17 protein-coding genes are annotated in these 20,591 nt (G+C 68.5%); 7 read left to right on the top strand and 10 right to left on the bottom strand.

What is annotated here, in order from left to right; translation table 11 throughout:
* Positions 1 to 61 precede the first annotated feature (61 nt).
* Positions 62 to 730 (top strand): FHA domain-containing protein, encoded by a 669-nt coding sequence (locus tag DKM19_RS04445; protein ID WP_110694597.1) that lies wholly within the window; start codon positions 62 to 64, stop codon positions 728 to 730.
* Here DKM19_RS04445 and DKM19_RS04440 read toward each other — a convergent pair.
* The 4 genes from DKM19_RS04440 to purN form a co-directional block, all read right to left on the bottom strand.
* Positions 727 to 1,587 (bottom strand): bifunctional methylenetetrahydrofolate dehydrogenase/methenyltetrahydrofolate cyclohydrolase, encoded by an 861-nt coding sequence (locus DKM19_RS04440; RefSeq protein WP_110694596.1) that lies wholly within the window; start codon positions 1,585 to 1,587, stop codon positions 727 to 729. The genes DKM19_RS04445 and DKM19_RS04440 overlap by 4 nt on opposite strands.
* Before the next feature lie 21 nt (positions 1,588 to 1,608).
* Entirely contained in the window at positions 1,609 to 1,782 is a 174-nt protein-coding gene (locus tag DKM19_RS50490; protein WP_179282366.1) for a hypothetical protein, read from the bottom strand.
* 152 nt (positions 1,783 to 1,934) lie between these two features.
* Positions 1,935 to 3,479 (bottom strand): bifunctional phosphoribosylaminoimidazolecarboxamide formyltransferase/IMP cyclohydrolase, encoded by a 1,545-nt coding sequence (purH, locus tag DKM19_RS04435; RefSeq protein WP_204358652.1) that lies wholly within the window; start codon positions 3,477 to 3,479, stop codon positions 1,935 to 1,937.
* Positions 3,480 to 3,588: 109 nt separating this feature from the next.
* The gene (gene purN / locus DKM19_RS04430) at positions 3,589 to 4,206 is read right to left on the bottom strand and encodes a phosphoribosylglycinamide formyltransferase (protein WP_110694595.1); all 618 of its coding nucleotides are present in this window, start codon (positions 4,204 to 4,206) and stop codon (positions 3,589 to 3,591) included.
* Between the two features lie 79 nt (positions 4,207 to 4,285).
* On the opposite strand from purN, the gene DKM19_RS04425 reads away from it, so the two are divergent.
* Positions 4,286 to 4,696 (top strand): hypothetical protein, encoded by a 411-nt coding sequence (locus tag DKM19_RS04425; RefSeq protein ID WP_110694594.1) that lies wholly within the window; start codon positions 4,286 to 4,288, stop codon positions 4,694 to 4,696.
* A 254-nt stretch (positions 4,697 to 4,950) separates the two neighbouring features.
* Complete coding sequence (gene dnaE, locus DKM19_RS04420; RefSeq protein ID WP_110694593.1) at positions 4,951 to 8,472, top strand: DNA polymerase III subunit alpha; 3,522 nt, start codon at positions 4,951 to 4,953, stop codon at positions 8,470 to 8,472.
* Positions 8,473 to 8,628: 156 nt separating this feature from the next.
* Here dnaE and DKM19_RS04415 read toward each other — a convergent pair whose 3' ends face one another.
* From DKM19_RS04415 to DKM19_RS04400, 4 genes are all read right to left on the bottom strand, one after another.
* On the bottom strand, positions 8,629 to 10,293 hold the full coding sequence (locus tag DKM19_RS04415; RefSeq protein ID WP_110694592.1) for a DUF6350 family protein: 1,665 nt from the start codon (positions 10,291 to 10,293) through the stop codon (positions 8,629 to 8,631).
* Between the two features lie 224 nt (positions 10,294 to 10,517).
* Entirely contained in the window at positions 10,518 to 11,393 is an 876-nt protein-coding gene (sucD, locus tag DKM19_RS04410; RefSeq protein ID WP_110694591.1) for a succinate--CoA ligase subunit alpha, read from the bottom strand.
* On the bottom strand, positions 11,393 to 12,574 hold the full coding sequence (sucC, locus tag DKM19_RS04405; protein ID WP_089209373.1) for an ADP-forming succinate--CoA ligase subunit beta: 1,182 nt from the start codon (positions 12,572 to 12,574) through the stop codon (positions 11,393 to 11,395). The genes sucD and sucC overlap by 1 nt, the downstream gene beginning before the upstream one ends.
* A 201-nt stretch (positions 12,575 to 12,775) precedes the next feature.
* Entirely contained in the window at positions 12,776 to 13,183 is a 408-nt protein-coding gene (locus DKM19_RS04400; RefSeq protein WP_089209372.1) for a cobalamin B12-binding domain-containing protein, read from the bottom strand.
* Positions 13,184 to 13,732: 549 nt separating this feature from the next.
* On the opposite strand from DKM19_RS04400, the gene DKM19_RS04395 reads away from it, so the two are divergent.
* Together DKM19_RS04395 and DKM19_RS04390 are read left to right on the top strand one after the other, a co-directional pair.
* Complete coding sequence (locus DKM19_RS04395; RefSeq protein ID WP_162641292.1) at positions 13,733 to 14,608, top strand: hypothetical protein; 876 nt, start codon at positions 13,733 to 13,735, stop codon at positions 14,606 to 14,608.
* Positions 14,609 to 14,780: 172 nt separating this feature from the next.
* Positions 14,781 to 15,680, top strand: a complete 900-nt coding sequence (locus tag DKM19_RS04390) for a hypothetical protein (protein WP_110694589.1) — start codon at positions 14,781 to 14,783, stop codon at positions 15,678 to 15,680.
* 224 nt (positions 15,681 to 15,904) lie between these two features.
* Here DKM19_RS04390 and pcrA read toward each other — a convergent pair whose 3' ends face one another.
* Positions 15,905 to 18,157: a DNA helicase PcrA gene (gene pcrA, locus DKM19_RS04385; protein WP_369990883.1), complete on the bottom strand. Its 2,253-nt coding sequence runs from the start codon at positions 18,155 to 18,157 to the stop codon at positions 15,905 to 15,907.
* Positions 18,158 to 18,308: 151 nt separating this feature from the next.
* Between pcrA and DKM19_RS04380 the strand changes: the two genes are divergently transcribed.
* A complete protein-coding gene (locus DKM19_RS04380; RefSeq protein ID WP_110694587.1) occupies positions 18,309 to 19,028 on the top strand; it encodes a PIG-L deacetylase family protein in 720 nt (239 codons plus the stop codon).
* Between the two features lie 40 nt (positions 19,029 to 19,068).
* A complete protein-coding gene (locus tag DKM19_RS04375) occupies positions 19,069 to 19,806 on the top strand; it encodes an ABC transporter permease (RefSeq protein ID WP_110694586.1) in 738 nt (245 codons plus the stop codon).
* Here the strand turns inward: DKM19_RS04375 and DKM19_RS04370 are convergent.
* Positions 19,793 to 20,542 (bottom strand): CPBP family intramembrane glutamic endopeptidase, encoded by a 750-nt coding sequence (locus tag DKM19_RS04370; protein WP_110694585.1) that lies wholly within the window; start codon positions 20,540 to 20,542, stop codon positions 19,793 to 19,795. The genes DKM19_RS04375 and DKM19_RS04370 overlap by 14 nt on opposite strands.
* Positions 20,543 to 20,591: the final 49 nt, after the last annotated feature.

The following is a 20,591-nucleotide window of genomic DNA, read 5'->3' as shown; positions in this document are numbered from 1 at the left end:
TCGTTTGGGTAAGCCGGAGCTGTAGGAATAGTTACGGCGGGCTACCTGGGGAGGAACTGCCGTGGAGGGGCCGTTCATACGCATCGAGGACACTGGCGAGGTGGTCCCGTTGCGCCCCGAGATCACGACGATCGGGCGTGGCCGGGGAGTGGACATCCGGCTCACCGATCCAAGTGTGTCCCGGTTGCACGCGGAATTCGTTCGGCGCGGGCCCTACCTGTACGTCGTTGATCTGGGCCTGTCCCGCAACGGCACACGGGTGAACGGCAGGCCGATCGCCCGGAGGGTGCTCGACGACGGTGACGTCGTGTCCTTCGGTGCCGCGCGAGGCAGGATCGGCGGGGTCCCACGTGAGGACTTCGCCCCCGAAGTCGAGCTCCGCCGCGCCGCGGCACCGGAGCTGACACGACGAGAGGTGGATGTGCTCACGTCACTGTGCCGTCCCGCGCTGTCGGACGAGGCGTTTGTCGCCCCGGCCACCGCACGGGAGATCGCCGACGATCTGGTGGTGACGGAGGCCGCGGTCAAGCAGCACCTCCTGCGCCTCTACCAGAAGTTCCGGATCCCGGAGGGCACCAACCGGCGCACCAGGCTGGCAAACGAGGTCGTCGCCCTGGGACTGGTCAGGCCCACCCCGGTGGTGCCGCCGCAGCGTGCGGCCGGCACCCCGGAGCCCCGGCAGGCGACGACGACGACAACCGCGACGACCGCGAACCGCCGGGCGTCCTAGTCCTGGTTCCGGCCCTGCTTCTCGGCTGCCTCGACCACGTTGGTGAGCAGCAGGGCCCGGGTCATCGGGCCCACACCGCCGGGATTGGGTGTGAGGAAACCCGCGACGTCACTGACGTCGGGGGCGATATCACCGGCGATCTTGCCGTCGACCCTGGAGACGCCGACGTCGAGCACGGCGGCTCCGGGCTTGACCATGTCAGCGGTGATCAGGTGAGGAACACCCGCCGCCGCGACGATGATGTCCGCGCGCCGGGTGTGGGCCGCCAGGTCCTGGGTGCCGGTGTGGCACAGGGTGACGGTGGCGTTCTCGGAACGGCGGGTCAGCAGCAGGCCGAGTGAGCGGCCCACGGTGATGCCGCGGCCGACCACGACGACCTCGGCGCCCTTGATCGGCACGCCGTACTCCTGCAGGAGCAGGACGATGCCGTGCGGCGTGCAGGGCAGCGGTGCGTCGATCATGTGGACCAGGCGTCCCAGGTTGACCGGGTGCAGGCCGTCGGCGTCCTTCGCCGGGTCCATCCGCTCGATCAGCGCCAGCGTGTCGAGGTGCCGGGGCAGCGGGAGCTGGACGATGTAACCGGTGCACTCGTCCGAGGCGTTGAGCTCGTCGATGACCGCCTCGACCTCCGCCTGGGTGGCCGTCGCCGGCAGGTCCCTGCGGATGGAGGCGATGCCGACCTCGGCACAGTCACGGTGCTTTCCCGCCACGTAGATCTGGCTACCCGGATCGTCGCCGACGAGAACGGTGCCGAGCCCGGGGACGATGCCCCGCTCCGCCAACGCGGCCACTCGGGTCTTGAGGTCTGCCTTGATCTTCGCTGCGGTCGCCTTGCCGTCCAGAATCTGCGCGCTCATGGATTCAATCCTTCCATGAGATCATCCGCGGTCTGCTTCTCTCCGCTCGATGATCCTGCGCGTGAAGGGGATCCAGTCCATCGCCCGGTTGCCGAGGTAGGCCCCGCCCACCGCGAGAATGATCAACAGCCAGGGACTGGCCCAGAAGCCGTTCATGATCACAAAAGCGTTCAGGGCGGTGTCGAGCAAGGGCATGAGGGATCTCCATAGCGGTGAAGGAAGGGAATGCTTCACACTAACCGCGGGTCAAACCTTTTTCGCCCAAAATTTTCTGTCCAATACGCCACTTTCCTGTCTCCGATGTACGGCCGCCCCACACGTCACGGCGGCCGTACATCAATTGGAGATCAGTGGAAGAAGTGGCGGGTGCCCGTGAAGTAAAGGGTGACCCCGGCCGCCTCGGCCGCGGCGATCACTTCCTCGTCCCTGATCGAACCGCCGGGCTCCACGACCGCCTTCACTCCGGCGTCGATAAGAATCTTGAGGCCGTCCGCGAACGGGAAGAACGCGTCGGAGGCCGCCGCGGCCCCCTGGGCGCGGTCGCCGGCGCGGGAGACCGCGAGCTGCGCGGAGTCGACCCGGTTGACCTGGCCCATGCCGACGCCGACGCTCGCGCCCCCGGCGGCGAGCAGGATCGCGTTGGACTTCACCGAGCGGCAGGCCTTCCAGGCGAAGGCCAGGTCGGCGAGGACCTCGGCGGAGGCCGCGGAACCCGCCTTGAGCTCCCAGGCGGACGGGTCGTCGCCCGGGGCGTTCACCCGGTCGGTGGTCTGCACCAGCAGGCCGCCGTCGATCCGGCGGGACTCCGCCAGGTTGCCCGGCCCCTTCGGGCAGACCAGCAGCCGGATGTTCTTCTTCCCCGTGAGCACCGCCAGCGCCTCGGCGGTGAAGCCGGGGGCCACCACGACCTCGGTGAAGACCTCGGCGATCTGCCTGGCCAGCTCCTCGGTCACCTCTCCGTTGACCGCGATCACGCCGCCGTACGCGGAGACCGGGTCACACGCGTGGGCCTTACGGTGCGCGTCGGCCACGTCGGCGCCGACCGCGATGCCGCAGGGGTTCTGGTGCTTGATGATCGCGACGGCGGGCTCGGCGAAGTCCCAGGCGGCCCGCCAGGCGGCGTCGGTGTCGAGGTAGTTGTTGTAGGACATCTCCTTGCCGTGCAGCTGCTCGGCGTTGGCCAGGCCGTCCTTCTGCCCCGAGTAGAGGGCCGCGCCCTGGTGCGGGTTCTCGCCGTAGCGCAGCGGTGATTTGAGCTTCCACGCGGCGCCCATGTAGGACGGCCACGCGCCCTCCTCGGCGGCGTAGACGTCGGCGAACCAGGAGGCCACCGCGGTGTCGTAGGCGGCGGTGTGGGCATACGCGACGGCGGCCAGGCGGCGGCGCTCGGCGAGGGTGAAACCGCCCTCGGCCACGGCGGCGAGCACGTCGTCGTAGGAGCGCGGGTCCACCACGATCGAGGCGGTGCCGTGGTTCTTGGCCGCGGCACGGATCATCGCGGGACCGCCGATGTCGATCTGCTCCACGCACTCGTCGGCGGAGGCGCCGGAGTCGACGGTCTCCTGGAACGGGTAGAGGTTGACCACGACCAGCTCGAACGGTTCGATGTCCAGCTCTTCGAGCTGCTTGACGTGGGCCGGGTTGCCGCTGTCGGCCAGCAGACCGGCGTGCACCCGCGGGTGCAGGGTCTTGACGCGGCCGTCGAGGCACTCGGGGAATCCGGTCAGCGACTCGACCGGGGTGACGGGAACGCCGAAGGAGGCGATCTTCGCGGCGGTGCCCCCGGTGGAGACGATCTCGATGTTCGCGGCGTCGAGCCCCCGGGCCAGCTGCTCCAGCCCGCTCTTGTCATACACCGCGATCAACGCGCGCCGGATGGCGATGCGGGTCACTTCGTGGTCCTCCTGTTTGGTTCCGGTTTTCCGGTGACAGCCCAGCTCGTTCGCTGAATCGTCCCTGCTCATCGAGCTCGATGAGTCCCTGCTCACTGGACTGCCCAGGTTAGCCGGACCGTCCGAGGCGGACGGTCCTGCCGGTGACGGTCCAGCCCTCGCGGGCCATCCGGCCGACGGTCTCGACGAGCAGGCTCCGCTCGACGCCCTTGATGCGCTGGTGCAGAGTCTCCTCGTCGTCGCCGTCGAGCACGGGCACCGACGCCTGGGCGATGATCGGCCCGGTGTCGACCCCGGCGTCGGCGAGCATCACCGTGCATCCGGTGATCCGCACGCCGTACGAGAGCGCGTCGCGGACCCCGTGCGCGCCGGGGAAGGAGGGCAGCAGCGCGGGGTGGGTGTTGAGCACCGGGAAGGTGCTCAACGTCGGCGCGCCGAGAATTTTCATGAAACCCGCGCAGACCACGAGGTCCGGTTTGTACTCCGCGATCCGCGCGGCGAGCTCCCGATCCCAGGCTTCCCGGGTGGGGTGATCGGCGAGTTTCTCCACGAAGATCGGTATCCCGGCGCGCTCCGCCCGGGCCAGCCCTTCGATACCGGCACGATCGGCGCCTACCGCCACGATCCGGGCGCCGTAGGTTTCGTCCGCCACAGCGTCCAGCAAGGCCTGTAGGTTGGTTCCAGAACCGGACACGAGGACCACAAGCCGAACGGCCTGAGATGACACCGAAGCACTCCATTCGGACGGGGACTCACGCCGTTGCCAGGGTATCCGCCTGTCCGAACCCGCGATGCAAGGAGCTCACGTGACACTACCCGTCCAGGCACGACCAGCGGAGGGCGCGGGGCGTCGGGCGCTGCTGCTCGCGTTCGCCGCGGTGGTGATGACGCTGGTGCTCCCCCTGGCGGGACTCGTCATGTCGGTCTTCGCCCTCGTCGCCTCGATCCGGGCGATCAAGGCGCTGCGTTCGGTGACCAAGCCCGTGGGCATCGCGGTCTCGGGCATCATCCTGTCGGCGATCGCACTGCTGATCTGCCTGTCGGTGACGATCCTGCAGTTCTACTTCAGCAAGGAGCTGTCCTCCTACACCGAGTGCCGCAGGGGCGCGGGCACCGTCACCTCACAGAACGAGTGCGTGGACCAGCTCGAACGGGCGATGGAGAAGAGGCTGGGCTTCCTGCAGCCCGGCGAGATCCAGTTCCCCTTCCCTCCCTGAGTCCCTCCGCGAGCCGGGTTTCGTCCTGACACCGGGCGCCCGCGGAATGTTTTGCGAGCGCCCGCGAAACACCGTTTCGCTTTGACGCCGGGCGCCCGCGGAACGGCACCGGGCGCGCCGGCCGAACCCTTTGAACACCCCTGGGAATCGCCCCCGCCGAATATCGGATATGAGGTCAGGGCACGGTCATAGCCGCGTTCGCCATAGGCTGAAGCTACTTCGTTGTATGCCTGTGACAACCAAGGACGGTCTGGGTGTCCGACTCGTTTGTGCATCTGCACGTTCATACCGAGTACTCCATGCTTGACGGAGCCGCCCGTTTGAAGCAGATGTTCAAACAGGTCGGCGATCTGGGCATGCCCGCCATCGCGATCACCGACCACGGCAACATGCACGGGGCCTACGACTTCTACAGGCAGGCCACCGGCGCCGGAATCAAGCCGATCATCGGTATCGAGGCCTATGTCGCCCCGTCCTCCAGAAACCAGAAGAAGCCGGTGCTCTGGGGTGAGCCGCACCAGAAGCGCGACGACGTCTCCGCGGGTGGCTATTACACCCACATGACGATCTGGGCGAAGAACGCCAGGGGTCTGAGCAACCTGATGAAGCTCTCCTCGCGCGCCTACACCGAGGGCTTCGTCCGCAAGTGGGCCCGGATGGACGCCGAGATCCTCGCCGAGCACTCCGAGGGCCTGATGGCCACGACCGGCTGCCCGTCGGGCGAGGTCCAGACCCGCCTGCGCCTGGGACAGTACGACGAGGCGGTCGCGGCGGCGGCGAAGTTCCAGGATCTCTTCGGCAAGGACAACTACTACCTCGAGATCATGGACCACGGGCTCGACATCGAACGCCGGGTCCGCGACGGCCTGACCCGCATCTCCCGCGAGCTGGACATCCCGCCACTGGTCACCAACGACTCCCACTACACCTACGAGTCGGACGCTACCTCCCACGACGCGCTCCTGTGCATCCAGACCGGCAAGCAGCTCGCCGACCCCGACCGGTTCCGCTTCGACGGCAGCGGCTACTACATCAAGGACGCCGACGAGATGCGCGCGGTGGACTCCTCGGACCTGTGGGCCGAGGGCTGCCGCAACACGCTGCTGGTCGCCGAGAAGGTCGATCCGACCGGCATGTTCGGCTTCAAGAACCTGATGCCGACCTTCCCCATCCCCGACGGGGAGAGCGAGGAGAGCTGGTTCCGCCAGGAGGTCTGGCGGGGCATGGAGCGCCGCTTTCCCGACGGCGTCGACTCCGAGCACCGCGCGCAGGCCGAGTTCGAGATGAACGTCATCCTGCAGATGGGGTTCCCCTCCTACTTCCTCGTGGTCGCCGACTTCATCATGTGGGCGAAGACCAACGGCATCCGGGTCGGCCCCGGCCGTGGCTCGGCGGCCGGCTCGCTGGTGGCGTACGCGCTGGGCATCACCGACCTCGACCCGCTGCCGCACGGCCTGATCTTCGAGCGGTTCCTCAACCCCGACCGTGTCTCCATGCCCGACGTCGACATCGACTTCGACGAACGCCGGCGCGGTGACGTGATCCGTTACGTGACGGAGAAGTACGGCGTGGAGAAGGTCGCCATGATCGCGACCTTCGGCACCATCAAGGCGAAGGCGGCCATCAAGGACGCGGCTCGCGTCCTCGGCCATCCGTACGCGCTGGGCGACAGGGTCTCCAAGGCGTTCCCGCCCGCGGTGATGGGCAAGGACATCCCGCTGTCGGGCATCTTCGACAGAGACCACCCGCGCTTCAACGAGGCCGGTGAGCTGCGCAAGCTGTACGAGGAGGATGCCGACGTCAAGTCGGCGATGGACCTCGGCAGGGGCCTGGAGGGCCTGATCCGGCAGACCGGCGTGCACGCCGCCGGCGTCATCATGTCCTCGGAGGTGCTGACCGACTACGTCCCGATCATGCGCCGCGACTCCGACGGTGTGATCATCACGCAGTTCGACTATCCGACCTGCGAGACCCTCGGCCTGCTCAAGATGGACTTCCTGGGGCTGCGCAACCTCACGATCATCGATGACTGCCTGAAGGCCGTCAAGGTGAACACCGGCCGCGACATCGAGCTGCTCGACCTGCCGCTGGACGACGCCTCGGCCTACGAGCTGCTGGCCCGCGGCGACACCCTGGGCGTCTTCCAGGTCGACGGCGGCGGCATGCGGTCGCTGCTGCGCCTGATGCGCCCCGACAACTTCGAGGACATCTCGGCGGCGCTCGCGCTCTACCGGCCGGGTCCGATGGGCGCCAACTCCCACACCAACTACGCGATGCGGAAGAACGGCCAGCAGGAGATCACCCCGATCCATCCCGAGCTGGAGGAACCGCTCAAGGAGATCCTCGACACGACCCACGGCCTGATCGTCTATCAGGAGCAGGTCATGGCCATCGCGCAGAAGGTCGCCGGGTTCTCCCTCGGCAAAGCGGACCTGCTGCGCCGCGCGATGGGCAAGAAGAAGAAGTCGGAGCTGGACAAGCAGTACGAGTTCTTCGAGCAGGGCATGAAGGACAACGGCTACTCGGCCGCCGCCGTCAAGTCCCTCTGGGACATCCTCCTGCCCTTCTCCGACTACGCCTTCAACAAGGCGCACACCGCCGCCTACGGCCTCATCTGCTACTGGACCGCCTACCTCAAGGCCAACTACCCCGCCGAGTACATGGCCGCCCTGCTGACCTCGGTCAAGGACGACAAGGACAAGTCGGCGCTCTATCTGAACGAGTGCCGGCGCATGGGCATCAAGGTGCTTCCACCGGACGTCAACGACTCCGACTTCGACTTCACCGCGCGCGGCACCGATGTCCGTTTCGGCCTGTCGGCCATCCGCAACGTCGGCGGCAACGTGGTCGACGGCATCATCTCCGCGCGCAGGGAGAAGACCCGCTTCACCGACTTCAAGGACTTCCTGAACAAGGTCCCCATGGTCGTCTGCAACAAGCGGGTCATCGAGTCGCTGATCAAGGCGGGGGCCTTCGACTCGTTCGGGCACGTGCGCAAGGGCCTGATGATGGTTCACGAGCAGGCCGTCGACAACATCATCGGGATCAAGAAGAACGAGGCCCAGGGCCAGGACTCCCTGTTCGGCGCCGTGGAGGGGGCCGAGGACCAGACCTTCGACGTGCAGATCCCCGTCGGGGAATGGGACAAGAGCACCCTGCTCCAGTTCGAGCGCGAGATGCTCGGCCTCTACGTCTCCGACCACCCGCTCTTCGGCGTGGAGCACCTCCTCGCCTCCGGCGCCGACTGCTCGGTCGCCGCGCTCCAGGAGGAGAACCGTCCCGACGGCCAGATCGTCACCGTCGGCGGCATCCTGAGCGGCGTCCAGCGCAAGGTCACCAAGAAGGGTGACACCTGGGTCCTGACGATGCTGGAGGACCTGGAGGGCGCCATCGAAGTGATGATCTTCCCCTCGGCGTACCAGCTCTGCTCGACCGTGCTCGCCGAGGACGCCATCGTCTTCGTCAAGGGCCGCCTGGACAAGCGCGAAGACGTCGGGAAGATCATCGCCATGGAGGTGACCGCGCCCGACCTGAGCCGCGAGGCCGGGGGCGCCCTGGCGGTCAGCCTCGCCCTGACCCTCGCCACTCCCCCGCTCATCGGCCGCCTCAAGGAAGTGCTCGCCGCCCACCCCGGCACCACCGAGGTGCACCTGCAGCTCCACAACGGCGGCAAGACCACCGTCATGCGCCTCGACGACCGCCTCCGCGTGTCGCCGTCCCCGTCTCTGGTGGGCGACCTCAAGCGACTGCTGGGACCCGCCTGCCTCGGAGCCTGAGGAGCCCGGACACGGAGCGGCCGCGCACAAGAGCTCGCGTAGGGCCCCGTTCAGCGGGCCGCGAGCGCATGGCCGCAGGTCACAGGGATCGTCGCGGATCATCCTGATCGTCTGGCGCCGCGGATGACGTGCCTGTCGTGCTCACCCGCGCGGTTCTCAGTCGCGGTCCCAGGCGTAGGGGTCCACGTAGATGACGTGGCCGCCCTTGTCGTCGGACTCGTCGACGATGTCACGCCGGGGCGGGCGCGGGGGCTCCGGACGGTGTGCCTTCGGCGGGCTCTCCACCGCCGCCGAGGCGTGCTCGTCCTCCCAGTCGTCCCTGATGACCGGAATCGGCTGGGTGTCGCACTCCGTGGCGTCCAGCCAGTGGCCGGGGAGCGTGCTGCGGGCCTCCTCCGACTCGGCGAACCCGACCTTGCTGGCCACCGACCCGGCGGCCCTGGCGAGCTTGACGCTCGCCTTACGGACCGGCGCGGTGGCCGTGCCGACCTTCGCGGCGGCCTTGGTGACGGCCGCGTTGTGCCCCCGGAAGATCAGCCACCAGTTGGCCAGCCCCGCGGCGATCCCCGCGGCGACACCCACCTCCAGCGTCACCGAGAGCATGACCTGCCAGGCCTCCGGGCCCAGCGAGGCGAGCCGCGCGCCGCCGAGCGAACCCCCGGACAGCGCGGCCAGCAGCCCGGCCGCCGCGCCCGTCACCAGTCCGCAGACGAACCCCCACAGCGGCGCGCCCTCGTACGAGGGCGAGGGTGAGATCCGGACGACCAGGATGCCCGCCACGGCCCCGGCGATGAACGGCACCGCGATCACCACCATCACCCAGGCCGGGGTCGGGCCCGCCTCCGGCAGCGCACCCAGGATCGGCAGGCTCGGCACCGTGCCGAGCTGCACCCCCGTCGGCGCGACCAGCGTGCCGGTGCCGACGGCGAAGCCGGGGCCGACGATGTAGGCCATCGCCCAGATGACCGCGTTGAGCAGGTAGAGACCCTGGACCAGCAGGAGCAGCAGGCCGCCGACAAAACCGGGCGACAGGATGCCGGACAGCTCCCGGACCTGACCGAAGTTCACCACGAGGGCGCCGAGCACCATGACGGCGCCCGCCACGAGCATGATCGCCAGAGCCGCGGACGAGCCGACCACGACCGAACGCAGCCGCTCGGGCAGCAGGCGCAGCATCAGGCGCCACGGTCCGATCGTCCTGGCGGTGGCCAGGGAGCCCGCGAGGAAGGCCAGCACGAGGTGGCTGATCAGCGTTTCGGCGAGGAAGGGCTGGGTGATCTCGTTGCGGGTGACCAGCGCGATCATTCCGGCCAGCAGCGCGTACGGCGCCGCCAGCGAGATGCCGGCCTGGGCGACCAGCACCAGCTGGGCCTTGCGACGGGCGTTGGCCACGTCCTTGGGGGTGTTCTTGGGCAGGCGGGCGGGCAGGCGGAGTCGCAGGTCCGCGTCGCGGGCCATCCAGATGCCCGCGCGGTAGAGCAGGAACGCCGGGAGCACCATCAGCCCGAGCGGGAGCAGGCCGACCGATCCGCCGGGTATGGCGAACCCCGCGTGGTGAGCGGCCAGCCAGAGCTGCGCCGCGGTGCGGAACACTCCCGGCAGGCCGGTACCGAGAGCGCCCCGGGGAGAGGCCACCCAGCCGACCAGGGTGAGTGTGGTGAGCACCGCCAGGCCCACGCCGAGCGTCCAGGCGGCGGCGAGCATCCCGGAGACGGGAAGCGGCCGACGGACATCGTCGTCGTCACCCGTGACGCCAGGCAGGGGGAGTCGGCTGAGGACGTTGCGGGGGGCCGTCCGGAGCTGATCGAAAAGGGCCGTCACAATAGTCGATGGTCTCAGGATCTTGGGGCGGAAGAGACTCCTTCGCTCCCGCGTGTCGCGCCATACGGCAGGAAAGGCGTCCGGCGGGGTGCCGGACGCCTTTCTGACGGTCGAAACAGCGGTCCTGGGGCCTCGGCCGAGCCGACGCCCGTAAGCCCGCTGACAGGGCCGGCGGGCCCGCGTGGCCTCACCGGGCCGGCGGGCCTGCGCGACCTCCGGCCGGACTAGCGAGCCTGCATGACCTCGCGCATGAGGCGGGCGGTCTCGCTCGGGGTCTTGCCGACGCGGACGCCGACCTTCTCCAGAGCCTCCTTCTTGCCCTGCGCGGTGCCGGCCGAGCCGGACACGATCGCACCCGCGTGACCCATGGTCTTGCCCTCGGGGGCGGTGAAGCCCGCGACGTAGGCGACGACCGGCTTGGTCACGTGCTGCTCGATGTAGGCGGCGGCACGCTCCTCGGCGTCTCCGCCGATCTCCCCGATCATCACGATCGCGTCGGTGCCCGGGTCGTCCTGGAAGGCCTGCAGGGCATCGATGTGGGTGGTGCCGATGACCGGGTCGCCGCCGATGCCGACCGCGGTGGAGAACCCGATGTCGCGCAGCTCGTACATGAGCTGGTAGGTCAGCGTGCCCGACTTCGACACCAGGCCGATCCGGCCGGCGCTGGTGATGTCGGCCGGGATGATGCCCGCGTTGGAGGCGCCGGGAGAGGCGATGCCGGGGCAGTTCGGCCCGATGATGCGGGTCTTGTTGCCCTTGGCGATCGCGTGGGCCCAGAACTCGGTGGTGTCGTGGATCGGGACACCCTCGGTGATGACCACGCAGAGCGGGATCTCGGCGTCGATCGCCTCGAGGACCGCAACCTTGGTGAACGCCGGGGGCACGAAGACGACCGACACGTCGGCGCCGGTCTGCTCGACGGCCTCGGCGACGGTGCCGAAGACGGGCAGACCCTCATGGGTGGTGCCGGCCTTGCGGGCGTTGACACCACCGACGACGCGGGCGCCGGAGGCGAGCATGCGACGGGTGTGCTTGGTGCCCTCACCGCCGGTCATGCCCTGGACGATGATCTTACTTTTCTCGGTCAACCAGATAGCCATTACGCACCTACCGCAGCGAGCTCGGCGGCGCGCTTGGCCGCATCGTCCATGGTGTCCACCAGTTCGACACCGGAAAGCTTGGCGTCGGCGAGAATCTGCCGTCCGAGTTCGGCGTTGTTGCCGTCCAGCCGGACGACCAGCGGGAGACGCACGGTCTCGCCGCGGGAATCCAGCAGCTCGAAGGCGGAGACGATTCCGTTGGCGACCGCGTCACAGGCGGTGATGCCGCCGAAGACGTTCACGAAGATCGACTTCACGGACGGGTCGGAGATGATGATCTCCAGGCCCGCCGCCATGACCTCGGCCGAGGCGCCGCCGCCGATGTCGAGGAAGTTGGCCGGCTTGGGCCGGCCCGCGAAGGCCTCGCCGGCGTAGGCGACGACGTCGAGGGTCGACATGACCAGACCCGCGCCGTTGCCGATGATGCCGACGGAGCCGTCGAGCTTGACGTAGTTGAGGTCCTTCGCCTTGGCCGCGGCCTCCAGCGGGTCCTCCGCGTTCTTGTCCTCGAAGGCCGCGTGGTCCTTCTGGCGGAAGGTCGCGTTGTCGTCGAGGGTGACCTTGCCGTCGAGGGCCTTGACCTGGCCGTCGGCGGACAGGATCATCGGGTTGACCTCGACCAGGGAGGCGTCCTCGTCGACGAAGGCGCACCAGAGCTTCTCGATGAGCTCGGCGGCGCCGTCGAGCGCGACCTCCGGCAGGCCACCGGCCTGGGCGATCTCGCGCGCCCTGGCGCGGTTCACCCCGTCCAGCGGGGAGATCGGAACCTTCGCGACCTTTTCGGGGGCGCTGTGCGCGACCTCTTCGATCTCCATGCCGCCCGCGGCGGAGCAGATGGCGAGGAACGTACGGTTGGCGCGGTCGAGCAGGAAGGAGAAGTAGTACTCCTCCGCGATCGCGCTGGCTTCCTCGACCAGGACCTTGTGGACCGTGTGGCCCTTGATGTCCATGCCGAGGATCTGGGTGGCCTTCTGCTCGGCGTCGGCGGCGTCGGCGGCGACCTTCACGCCACCGGCCTTACCGCGTCCACCGGTCTTGACCTGGGCCTTGACGACGACACGGCCGGTCAGCTGCTCGGCTGCCGCCCGTGCCTCCTCCACGGTGTGCGCGACAATGCCGCGCGGCACCGGGATGCCGTACTCCGCGAAGAGCTCCTTCGCCTGATGTTCGAACAGGTCCACGAGGGTCCGTCCTTGCTTGTCCGGCTGGTGTATAGATGTCGGCGGGCCGGCTCCATGATCTGAGGGGGAGCCCGGTATTTTCGCGCCAATGAAGCCTAGCCCGCCAAACGGCATGGCCAGGCAACCGGGTCCCAGATCGCATCCCGAGATTTTTGGGGAGATCGCCCCCTCGCGGACACGGCCCGGACGCGGGTCGGAATCCTAGACGCGGGTGGGAATCGCACTCCGCGCCCACTCGACGATCTCCTGCGTGGTCGCACCCGGTGTGAAGATCCGTGCGACGCCCATCTCCTGGAGAGCGGGCATGTCCGCCTCGGGAATGATCCCGCCGCCGAACACCACGATGTCGATCGCGTCGTTCTCCTTCAGCAGCTCGATCACCTTGGCGAAGAGCGTCATGTGCGCGCCGGACAGGATGGACAGCCCGATCGCCGCGGCGTCCTCCTGGATGGCCGTGCGCACGATCTGCTCGGGTGTCTGGTGCAGGCCCGTGTAGACGACCTCCATCCCGGCGTCCCGCAGCGCCCGTGCCACGATCTTCACGCCTCGATCGTGCCCGTCCAGTCCGGGCTTGGCGATGACGACGCGAATCCTCGGCTCGACATCCATGCAGACCTCCTTGTCCGCGCTCCCCCGCAACGTAGGAGCTGTCCGCAGCGTAACCGGCCCAGCCTCTCCCGTTCTCGTCGACCATCGCAAATCACGCCTCAACGGCGATCATCCCCCGGAAGGACGCCTCGCCGGCTTCCCCGAGTCCGCCGTCCCGCCGGCCGTCGAAGAAGCCCTACGCCGTGGGTCCACGGGCCCGTGCCCCGGAGAGAACCCGATCAGCAGACAGGCTTTCACCGCCTTTTCCGGCAATGGCTCCGCCGCCACTCCGAGGGCGAATGACCGCAGAAACGATAGAAAAATGTCACACCATTCTGATACGGCGAACCGCCAATGAAATATGACGGTCCGTGATGAAGGGGAGACAGAATTCGGCATCTCCAGTAGGCCCTGCGGCGAAACAGACGAACGACGAAGGCGTCTGCACCAAATATGCACAAGTAATTCAGGATAAATCACCGAATACGGGATTATCCCCTGATCTTGTCATGCAAGAATGCTCTGGTCCCTCCCCGACGGGGCGGAGGGAACCATCAGGAGGAATTTCCTTTGAAGCGACACATCGCTGGTCTGGCGTGCGCCGCAATGACCGTGCTGAGCGTTCCGGCACTGGCATCGACCGCGACCGCGCAGGCCTCCGATCCGATCTCCGCGCTCAGGAGTCAGTTCAAAACCGGTCTCGGTGTGAAGACCGTCGACACGACCAAAGTGCGGGGCATCGCCGGAAACGCCGTTATCGCCAAGCGCACCGGCGTGTTCCAGTTCGGCGCCTCGGGAATCCGCGCGTCGGATCACACGACCCAGTTGCGCGTCAAGGCGAGCGATCTGGGACTGAACGGAGAGACGACGACCAGCGAGGACGATCAGCTGACCAAGATGCTCACCGGCATGACCAATCCCGAGCGGGTCGTCCGCGTCAAGAACGCGACCTACGTCTCCGGCGGCGTGTTCGGCGAGTTTCTGCCCGTGGGCAAGACATGGCTCCGATTCGACACCACGCTCGGCGCCACGGGCAGCCTGAGCCAGCTTGTCAACGTCGCCGAATCCTCGACCCTCAAGGCGCTCCTCGGCCACGCCACGGTGAAGCAGGCCGGCACCTACGCCGGAAAGATCACCTTCGGTGAGCTCCACAAGGTCTCGCCGTGGTTCCGGGCGTCGCTCGGGGGCCCGCTGGCCCGCACGACCGCCAAGATCTCGATGAGCTGGAAGCTGTACCTCGGCGCCGACAAGCTCGCCAAGCGGCTCACGGTCTCATACCCCGCGGGCTCGAAGAACCCGGTCACGGTCGACACCAGCTACACCGGCTGGGGCTCCAAGGTCACGGTGGCGACCCCGCCCGCCGACCAGGTCGCCAAGCTGAGCGAGCTGGAGTTCGACGGGAAGATCGAACCCCCCTTCACCATCCTCAACACCGTTCGCAACTGATCGCGAGCCCTACCGAACGACCCGCGCCCGGCAGGCATCGCCTGCCGGGCGCGTCGCGTTCATCAACTCTTGATCCGCCGAGTCGCCGATGTAGGCGAGAATCTCCTTCACTTCTCCGCGATGACGCGAGGAAGGCGAGGACCCATACGGGAGGACCCCCCAGATGAGGCGAATGATCGCCACTCTGACCGGCGCCACCGCGGCGGCGCTGATCGTTCCCGCGCTTGCGACCGCGACCCCGGCGAACGCCCAGAGCACCCAGACCGTCCAGACCGCGCCCGCCGATCCGGCGTCCGCTTTGAAGGGCCAGTTCAGAGTCCGTCACGGCGTGAAGCTCGCCGAGAACACGAAGATCATCGGTGAGGGCGGGAAGAATCGAACGATCTTCACGCGGCGCAGTGGTGTGCTGGAGTTCGGCAGGTCCGGCATGGTCGCCTCCGACCTGACCACCACGTTCGGCCTGCCGACGGGCGCCGGCAACCTCCAGGGCCTGTTCGTCCCGTCGCGGACGCTCTCGGTGAAGGGCTCCTCCTACACCTCCGGCGGAATCTTCGACGACTCCATGCCCGAGGGCAAGAAGTGGCTGCGCACCAAGAACGACGCGGTCGCCCTGGTCAGCCCCTACCAGCAGATGATCAACGTCGTCGAGCCCGCCACGCTGAAGAGCACCCTGACCCGCACTGCGGCCAAGCGGCCCGGCGGGACGTGGGACGGCACCCGGACCACGGTCCACTCGGGCACGATCACGCTGGCCGAGCTCTACAGGATCTCCCCGTCGGTCCGCACGATGCTGCGCAAGAAGCCCTCCGGCAGGTCCGCCACGCTCCCGGTGACGTGGAAGATCTATCTCGGCTCCGACCAGCTGGTCCGCCGGATCGTGTCGTCCTACACGGAGTCCACCCGGGGCCTCAACAGCACCGAGCTGACCTACGTCAACGACACCCGCTACACCGGCTGGGGCGTGAAGTCCGACATCAAGGCTCCGCCCGCCGACACAGTGGCCGACTTCGACGAGCTCAGCGTCGGCGCGGACCAGAGCGAGGACCCCATCACCCAGCTTCTGACCCAGTGATCCGGCTTTTCGAGCGCTGAACCGGCTCTGAGGGCCGCCCACGCCCTCAGAGCCCTTCCGAATTCGCGCCCCTCAGGACTCGCCCGCTCTCACGGGCCTCGGGGCTCGCCCGGCTTCACGGACTTCAGAGCTCGCCCGGCTTCACGGACTTCGGAGCCCGTCCAGCTTCGCGAACCTCGGGGCTCGTCCGGCTTCACGGACTTCAGAGCCCGTCCTCGCGAACCTCAGAGCTTGTCCAGCTTCGCGTAGTTCAGCAGCAGGGTCTTCTCCCCGCTGGAGCCGAAGTCCACCTTGACCTTGGTCTTCTCCGCGATGCCGTCCACGGACACGACCGTGCCCAGGCCGAACGAGTCGTGGGTGACCCGGTCGCCCGGGGCCAGGTTGGGGATCGGCTTGCCACCGGACTTCTTGGCGGGAGCGGGGCGGGAGTCGCGGCGGGAGGTGGCGGCGCTCCAGGCGCTCTTCTGGGGGTCGCTGCGCCAGTCGACCAGCTCGGCCGGGATCTCGGCGACGAACCGGGAGGCCGGGTTGAACGCGGGCGATCCCCACGAGCTGCGGACGGCGGCCCTGGAGAGGTAGAGGCGCTTCTCGGCCCGGGTGATGCCGACGTAGGCCAGCCGTCGCTCCTCCTCCAGCTCCTTGGGCTCGCCGAACGAGCGCATGTGCGGGAAGACCCCGTCCTCCAGGCCGGTGAGGAACACGACCGGAAACTCCAGGCCCTTGGCCGTGTGCAGGGTCATCAGCGTGACCACGCCCTGTCCTCCGTCGGCGGGCGGGATCTGGTCGGCGTCGGCCACCAGCGAGACCTGCTCCAGGAACTCCACGAGCGTGCCCTCGGGATTGGCCTCCTCGAACTCCGAGGCCACCGAGATCATCTCGTCCAGGTTCTCCAGGCGGCTCTCGTCCTGCGGGTCGTCCGAGGCGGTGAGCTCCAGCCGGTAACCGGTGCCGGCCAGCACCTCCTGGGCGAGCTGCGACGGCGGCATGTCCTCCGCCTTGACCATCAGGTCGTCCATCAGCGCGACGAACTCCTTGATGGCGTTGAGCGACCGGGTGGCCATGCCCGGCGCCTCGTCGGCCCGGCGGAGCCCCTCCCAGAACGGGATCCGCTCCCTGGTCGCGAACGCCTCCACCATCGCCTCCGCCCGATCCCCGATGCCGCGCTTGGGCACGTTGAGGATGCGGCGCAGCGACACCACGTCGTTCGGGTTGGCCAGCATGCGCAGATACGCCAGCAGGTCACGGACCTCCTTGCGCTCGTAGAAGCGCACCCCGCCGACCACCTTGTACGGCAGGCCGGTCCGGATGAAGGTCTCCTCGAACACCCGGGAGGCGGCGTTGGTCCGGTAGAACACGGCCACGTGGCCGGGCACGATGCCCTCGTCGTCGGTGAGCTTGTCGACCTCCTGCGCGACGAACATGGCCTCGTCGTGCTCGTTGTCGGCGACATACCCGACGATCTTCGGCCCGGCGCCCTGGTCGGACCAGAGGTTCTTGGGCTTGCGGCTCTCGTTGCGAGAGATCACCGCGTTGGCCGCGGACAGGATCGTCTGGGTGGAGCGGTAGTTCTGCTCCAGCAGGATCGTCCTGGCCTCCGGGTAGTCGCGCTCGAACTCCAGGATGTTGCGGATCGTGGCGCCGCGGAAGGCGTAGATCGACTGGTCGGCGTCACCCACCACGCACAGCTCGGCCGGGGTGACCCCGCCCTCCCTGACCAGATCGCCGTCCACGGTGCGGACCTCGGGACGGCCGGCGATCTCGCGGATCAAGGTGTATTGGGCGTGGTTGGTGTCCTGGTATTCGTCCACCATGATGTGGCGCCAGCGGCGCTGGTAGTGCTCGGCCACGTCGGGGAAGATCTGGAACAGCGTGACCGTCAGCATGATGAGGTCGTCGAAGTCCATCGCCCCGGCCTCGGTCAGCTTCTGCTGGTAGCTGCGGTAGGCCTCGGCGAGCTTGCGCTCCAGGTGGGTGGAGGCCCGCTCGGACGCCGTCTCGTAGTCGATCAGCTCGTTCTTGAAGTTGCTGACCTGGGCCGAGAAGGACCGCGGCGGGTAGCGCTTGGGGTCGAGGTCCATCTCGCGGCAGACCATCGCCATCAGCCGCTGGGAGTCGGCCTGGTCGTAGATGGAGAAACTCGTGGGAAAGCCCAGACGCTTGGCCTCACGGCGCAGGATGCGCACGCAGGCGCTGTGGAAGGTCATCACCCACATCGCCGCGGAGCGCGGGCCGACGAGCTTGTCGACCCGGTCCTTCATCTCCCGCGCGGCCTTGTTGGTGAAGGTGATCGCCAGGATCTCCTGCGGCTGCACGCCCCGCTCGGCCAGCAGGTAGGCGATGCGATGGGTCAGCACCCGGGTCTTTCCCGAACCGGCGCCCGCAACGATGAGCAGCGGGCTGCCGTGGTGCACGACGGCCTCACGCTGCTGGGGGTTGAGCCCGTCGAGCAACGAGTGGGTCAGGGAAACGGCTGGGATCGACACGTCATCTAGGTTAGAGCGGCTCACCGACAACCGAGTCCAAGGATGGAAAGGAATGCGGACAGAGTCGTCGGCGGTTGCGAAGATCGAGCGATCTGCAGAAAACAGAAACGATCTGCGGAAAACAGAAAAAGGAGAAGGGCTTCTCATGCTGTCTGAGAACGAGATCAACCGGGTCCTCGTAGTGACCGCCCATCCGGACGACGTCGACTTCGCCGCCGCAGGATCGATCGCGCGGTTCACCGACCGCGGCGTCGAGGTGACCTACTGCGTCGCCACCGACGGTGACGCCGGCGGCTTCGACCGCGAGCTGGACAACGGCGGCATGGCCCAGCTCCGCCGTACCGAGCAGACCGACGCCGCCAAGGCCGTCGGAGTGACCGACCTGCGCTTTCTCGGCCACCATGACGGGACCGTGGTGCAGAGCCTGGACCTGCGGCGCGACATCTGCCGGGTCATCCGCCAGGTCAGGCCGGACCTGGTGATCACTCATACCCCGGAGCGCAACTACAGGTTCATCGCCCCCAGCCACCCCGACCACCGGGCGGTCGGCGGCTCCACCCTCGACGCCGTCTACCCCGACGCGCGCAACCCCTACACCTTCCCCTCGCTCCTTCTCGAAGAGGGACTGGAGGCGTGGACGGTCCGCGAGGTCTGGCTCAGCGGCGGCACGACCCCCGACCACTACATCGACATCACCGAGACCTTCGACCGCAAGCTCGCCGCGCTGCGCGCCCATGTGAGCCAGACCGGCCACGTGGAGGGCTTCGAGGACTTCGTACGGACCCGGTTCTCCCAGACCGCCCGTGAGGCGGGCTTCGGCGAGGGCCGCTACGTCGAGGGCTTCCAGCGAGTCTCCACCGCCTGAGTTCTCCGGAGGAGAACCGGGTAGGGAAGCCGTGATCTGAGTGAACACCGTCCACCTGTCGGCCGTCACCGTCGCCGTCGTCCTCCTTCTGGCCCTCGCGGGTGCCGCCGTCGCCTACTTCGGCCGCCTCGGGCACGCGCGCGCCGTGCTCACGTCATGCCTGCGCGCCGTCGTCCAGCTCGGCGTGGTGTCGCTGATCATCGTGTGGGCCGTCGAGCGACCGCTCGCGGTGACGGTCTTCGTACTGATCATGTACGGCGTGGCGAGCCTGACCGCGGGACGCAGGATCACCACGGGGGCGGCCGTCCGATGGGCCGCGGCGCCCATCGCCGCGGGGACCCTGCCGGTCCTCGCCCTGCTCTTCGGCACCGGCACCGTCCCGCTGGAGGGCATCACGGTGATCCCGATCGCGGGCATCCTGCTCGGTGGGTGCCTGACGGTCACGGCGCTCGCGGGACGGCGGGCGCTGGACGAGCTGACCCAGCGGCGCGGCGAGGTCGAGGCGGCGCTCGCGCTGGGGTTGTCCGAGCGGGACGCGGCACTGGAGATCTGCCGGCCGGCGGCGGCCCAGGCGCTGGTGCCCGCGCTGGACCAGACGGGAGCCGTGGGCCTGGTCACGCTGCCGGGGGCGTTCGTGGGGATGCTGCTCGGCGGCGCCGATCCGCTCCAGGCCGGGGTGGTGCAGCTCATCGTGCTGGTCGCGCTGCTGGCGGCGGAGGCCGTGGCCGTGGTCGTCACGATCGAACTGGCGGCGCGCGGCCGGTTCAGGACCTGGTGAGACGATCTTTCTCGCCACCGGATTCCGGTGGGACGAGGCGGGCGAACAGGTAGCCCAGCGAGTTGGTCGAGAGGTGGAAGAGCGAAGGCGCGGCCAGGCCTCCCCTCCGGCGCAGCTCGCAGAAGAAAACCCCGGCGAACCCCGTCGCGACCACGGACCCGATCACCACCCGCGAGGTCTCCCCCGCGGGGGCCTCCCCCGCGGCCAGGCGGCTCAGCGCGGGGTTGGCGGCCATCATGTCGATCGCGGGGAGCACGTGCCAGAGGCCGAACAGGGCCGAGGAGACGGCGGTGGCCGTACCGGCTCCGTGGGAGCGGGTGAGAAGGCCGTGGAGCACTCCGCGGAAGCCGACCTCCTCCAGCAGGACCGTGCCGAACGGCACCTGGAGCAGGGCCTCCTCAAGCGCACGGGCGCGGGACAGGGACAGCGCGCGCTCGTCGCGGAAAAACCTGCGGGTGGCGGGGACGGCGATCCCGGCACCGTAGACCACGGCGACGGCGGAGGCGAGCACGCCGCCGATCCGCAGGCCCCGCGCGCGTCTGTGGAACCCCAGATCGGACCAGGAGAGCCCGGAGCCGCGCGCCAGGGCGAGCAGCGCGCCGGTGGCCGCGACCGAGGTCAGCGGCGCCAGACGCGGCGCCACCCGGTTGTTGAGCACGTTGGCCGCCGCCAGCACGGCCACCGCGCCGGCCAGCACGCCGGCGGACGCGGCGCCCCGCGGCCTGAATTCGCGCATCCCGCCCCCTCCGGTTCGGTTCGAGATTACGCGAGCGACGTTCACCCCG

The sequence above is a fragment of the Streptosporangium sp. 'caverna' genome (assembly GCF_003203775.1).
Taxonomy (GTDB): Bacteria; Actinomycetota; Actinomycetes; order Streptosporangiales; family Streptosporangiaceae; genus Streptosporangium; species Streptosporangium subroseum.
Note: the sequence above shows the minus strand (reverse complement) of the source record. Positions and strands in the feature narration are given on the sequence as shown.

Bases quoted from the DNA above. Each gene is read 5' to 3' on its own strand.
- DKM19_RS04440 (WP_110694596.1), bottom strand. From the start codon at position 1,587: ATGAGCGCGCAGATTCTGGACGGCAAGGCGACCGCAGCGAAGATCAAG.
- DKM19_RS50490 (WP_179282366.1), bottom strand. From the start codon at position 1,782: ATGCCCTTGCTCGACACCGCCCTGAACGCTTTTGTGATCATGAACGGC.
- sucD (WP_110694591.1), bottom strand. From the start codon at position 11,393: ATGGCTATCTGGTTGACCGAGAAAAGTAAGATCATCGTCCAGGGCATG.
- DKM19_RS04400 (WP_089209372.1), bottom strand. From the start codon at position 13,183: ATGGATGTCGAGCCGAGGATTCGCGTCGTCATCGCCAAGCCCGGACTG.
- DKM19_RS04390 (WP_110694589.1), top strand. From the start codon at position 14,781: ATGATCGCCACTCTGACCGGCGCCACCGCGGCGGCGCTGATCGTTCCC.
- DKM19_RS04380 (WP_110694587.1), top strand. From the start codon at position 18,309: ATGCTGTCTGAGAACGAGATCAACCGGGTCCTCGTAGTGACCGCCCAT.
- DKM19_RS04370 (WP_110694585.1), bottom strand. From the start codon at position 20,542: ATGCGCGAATTCAGGCCGCGGGGCGCCGCGTCCGCCGGCGTGCTGGCC.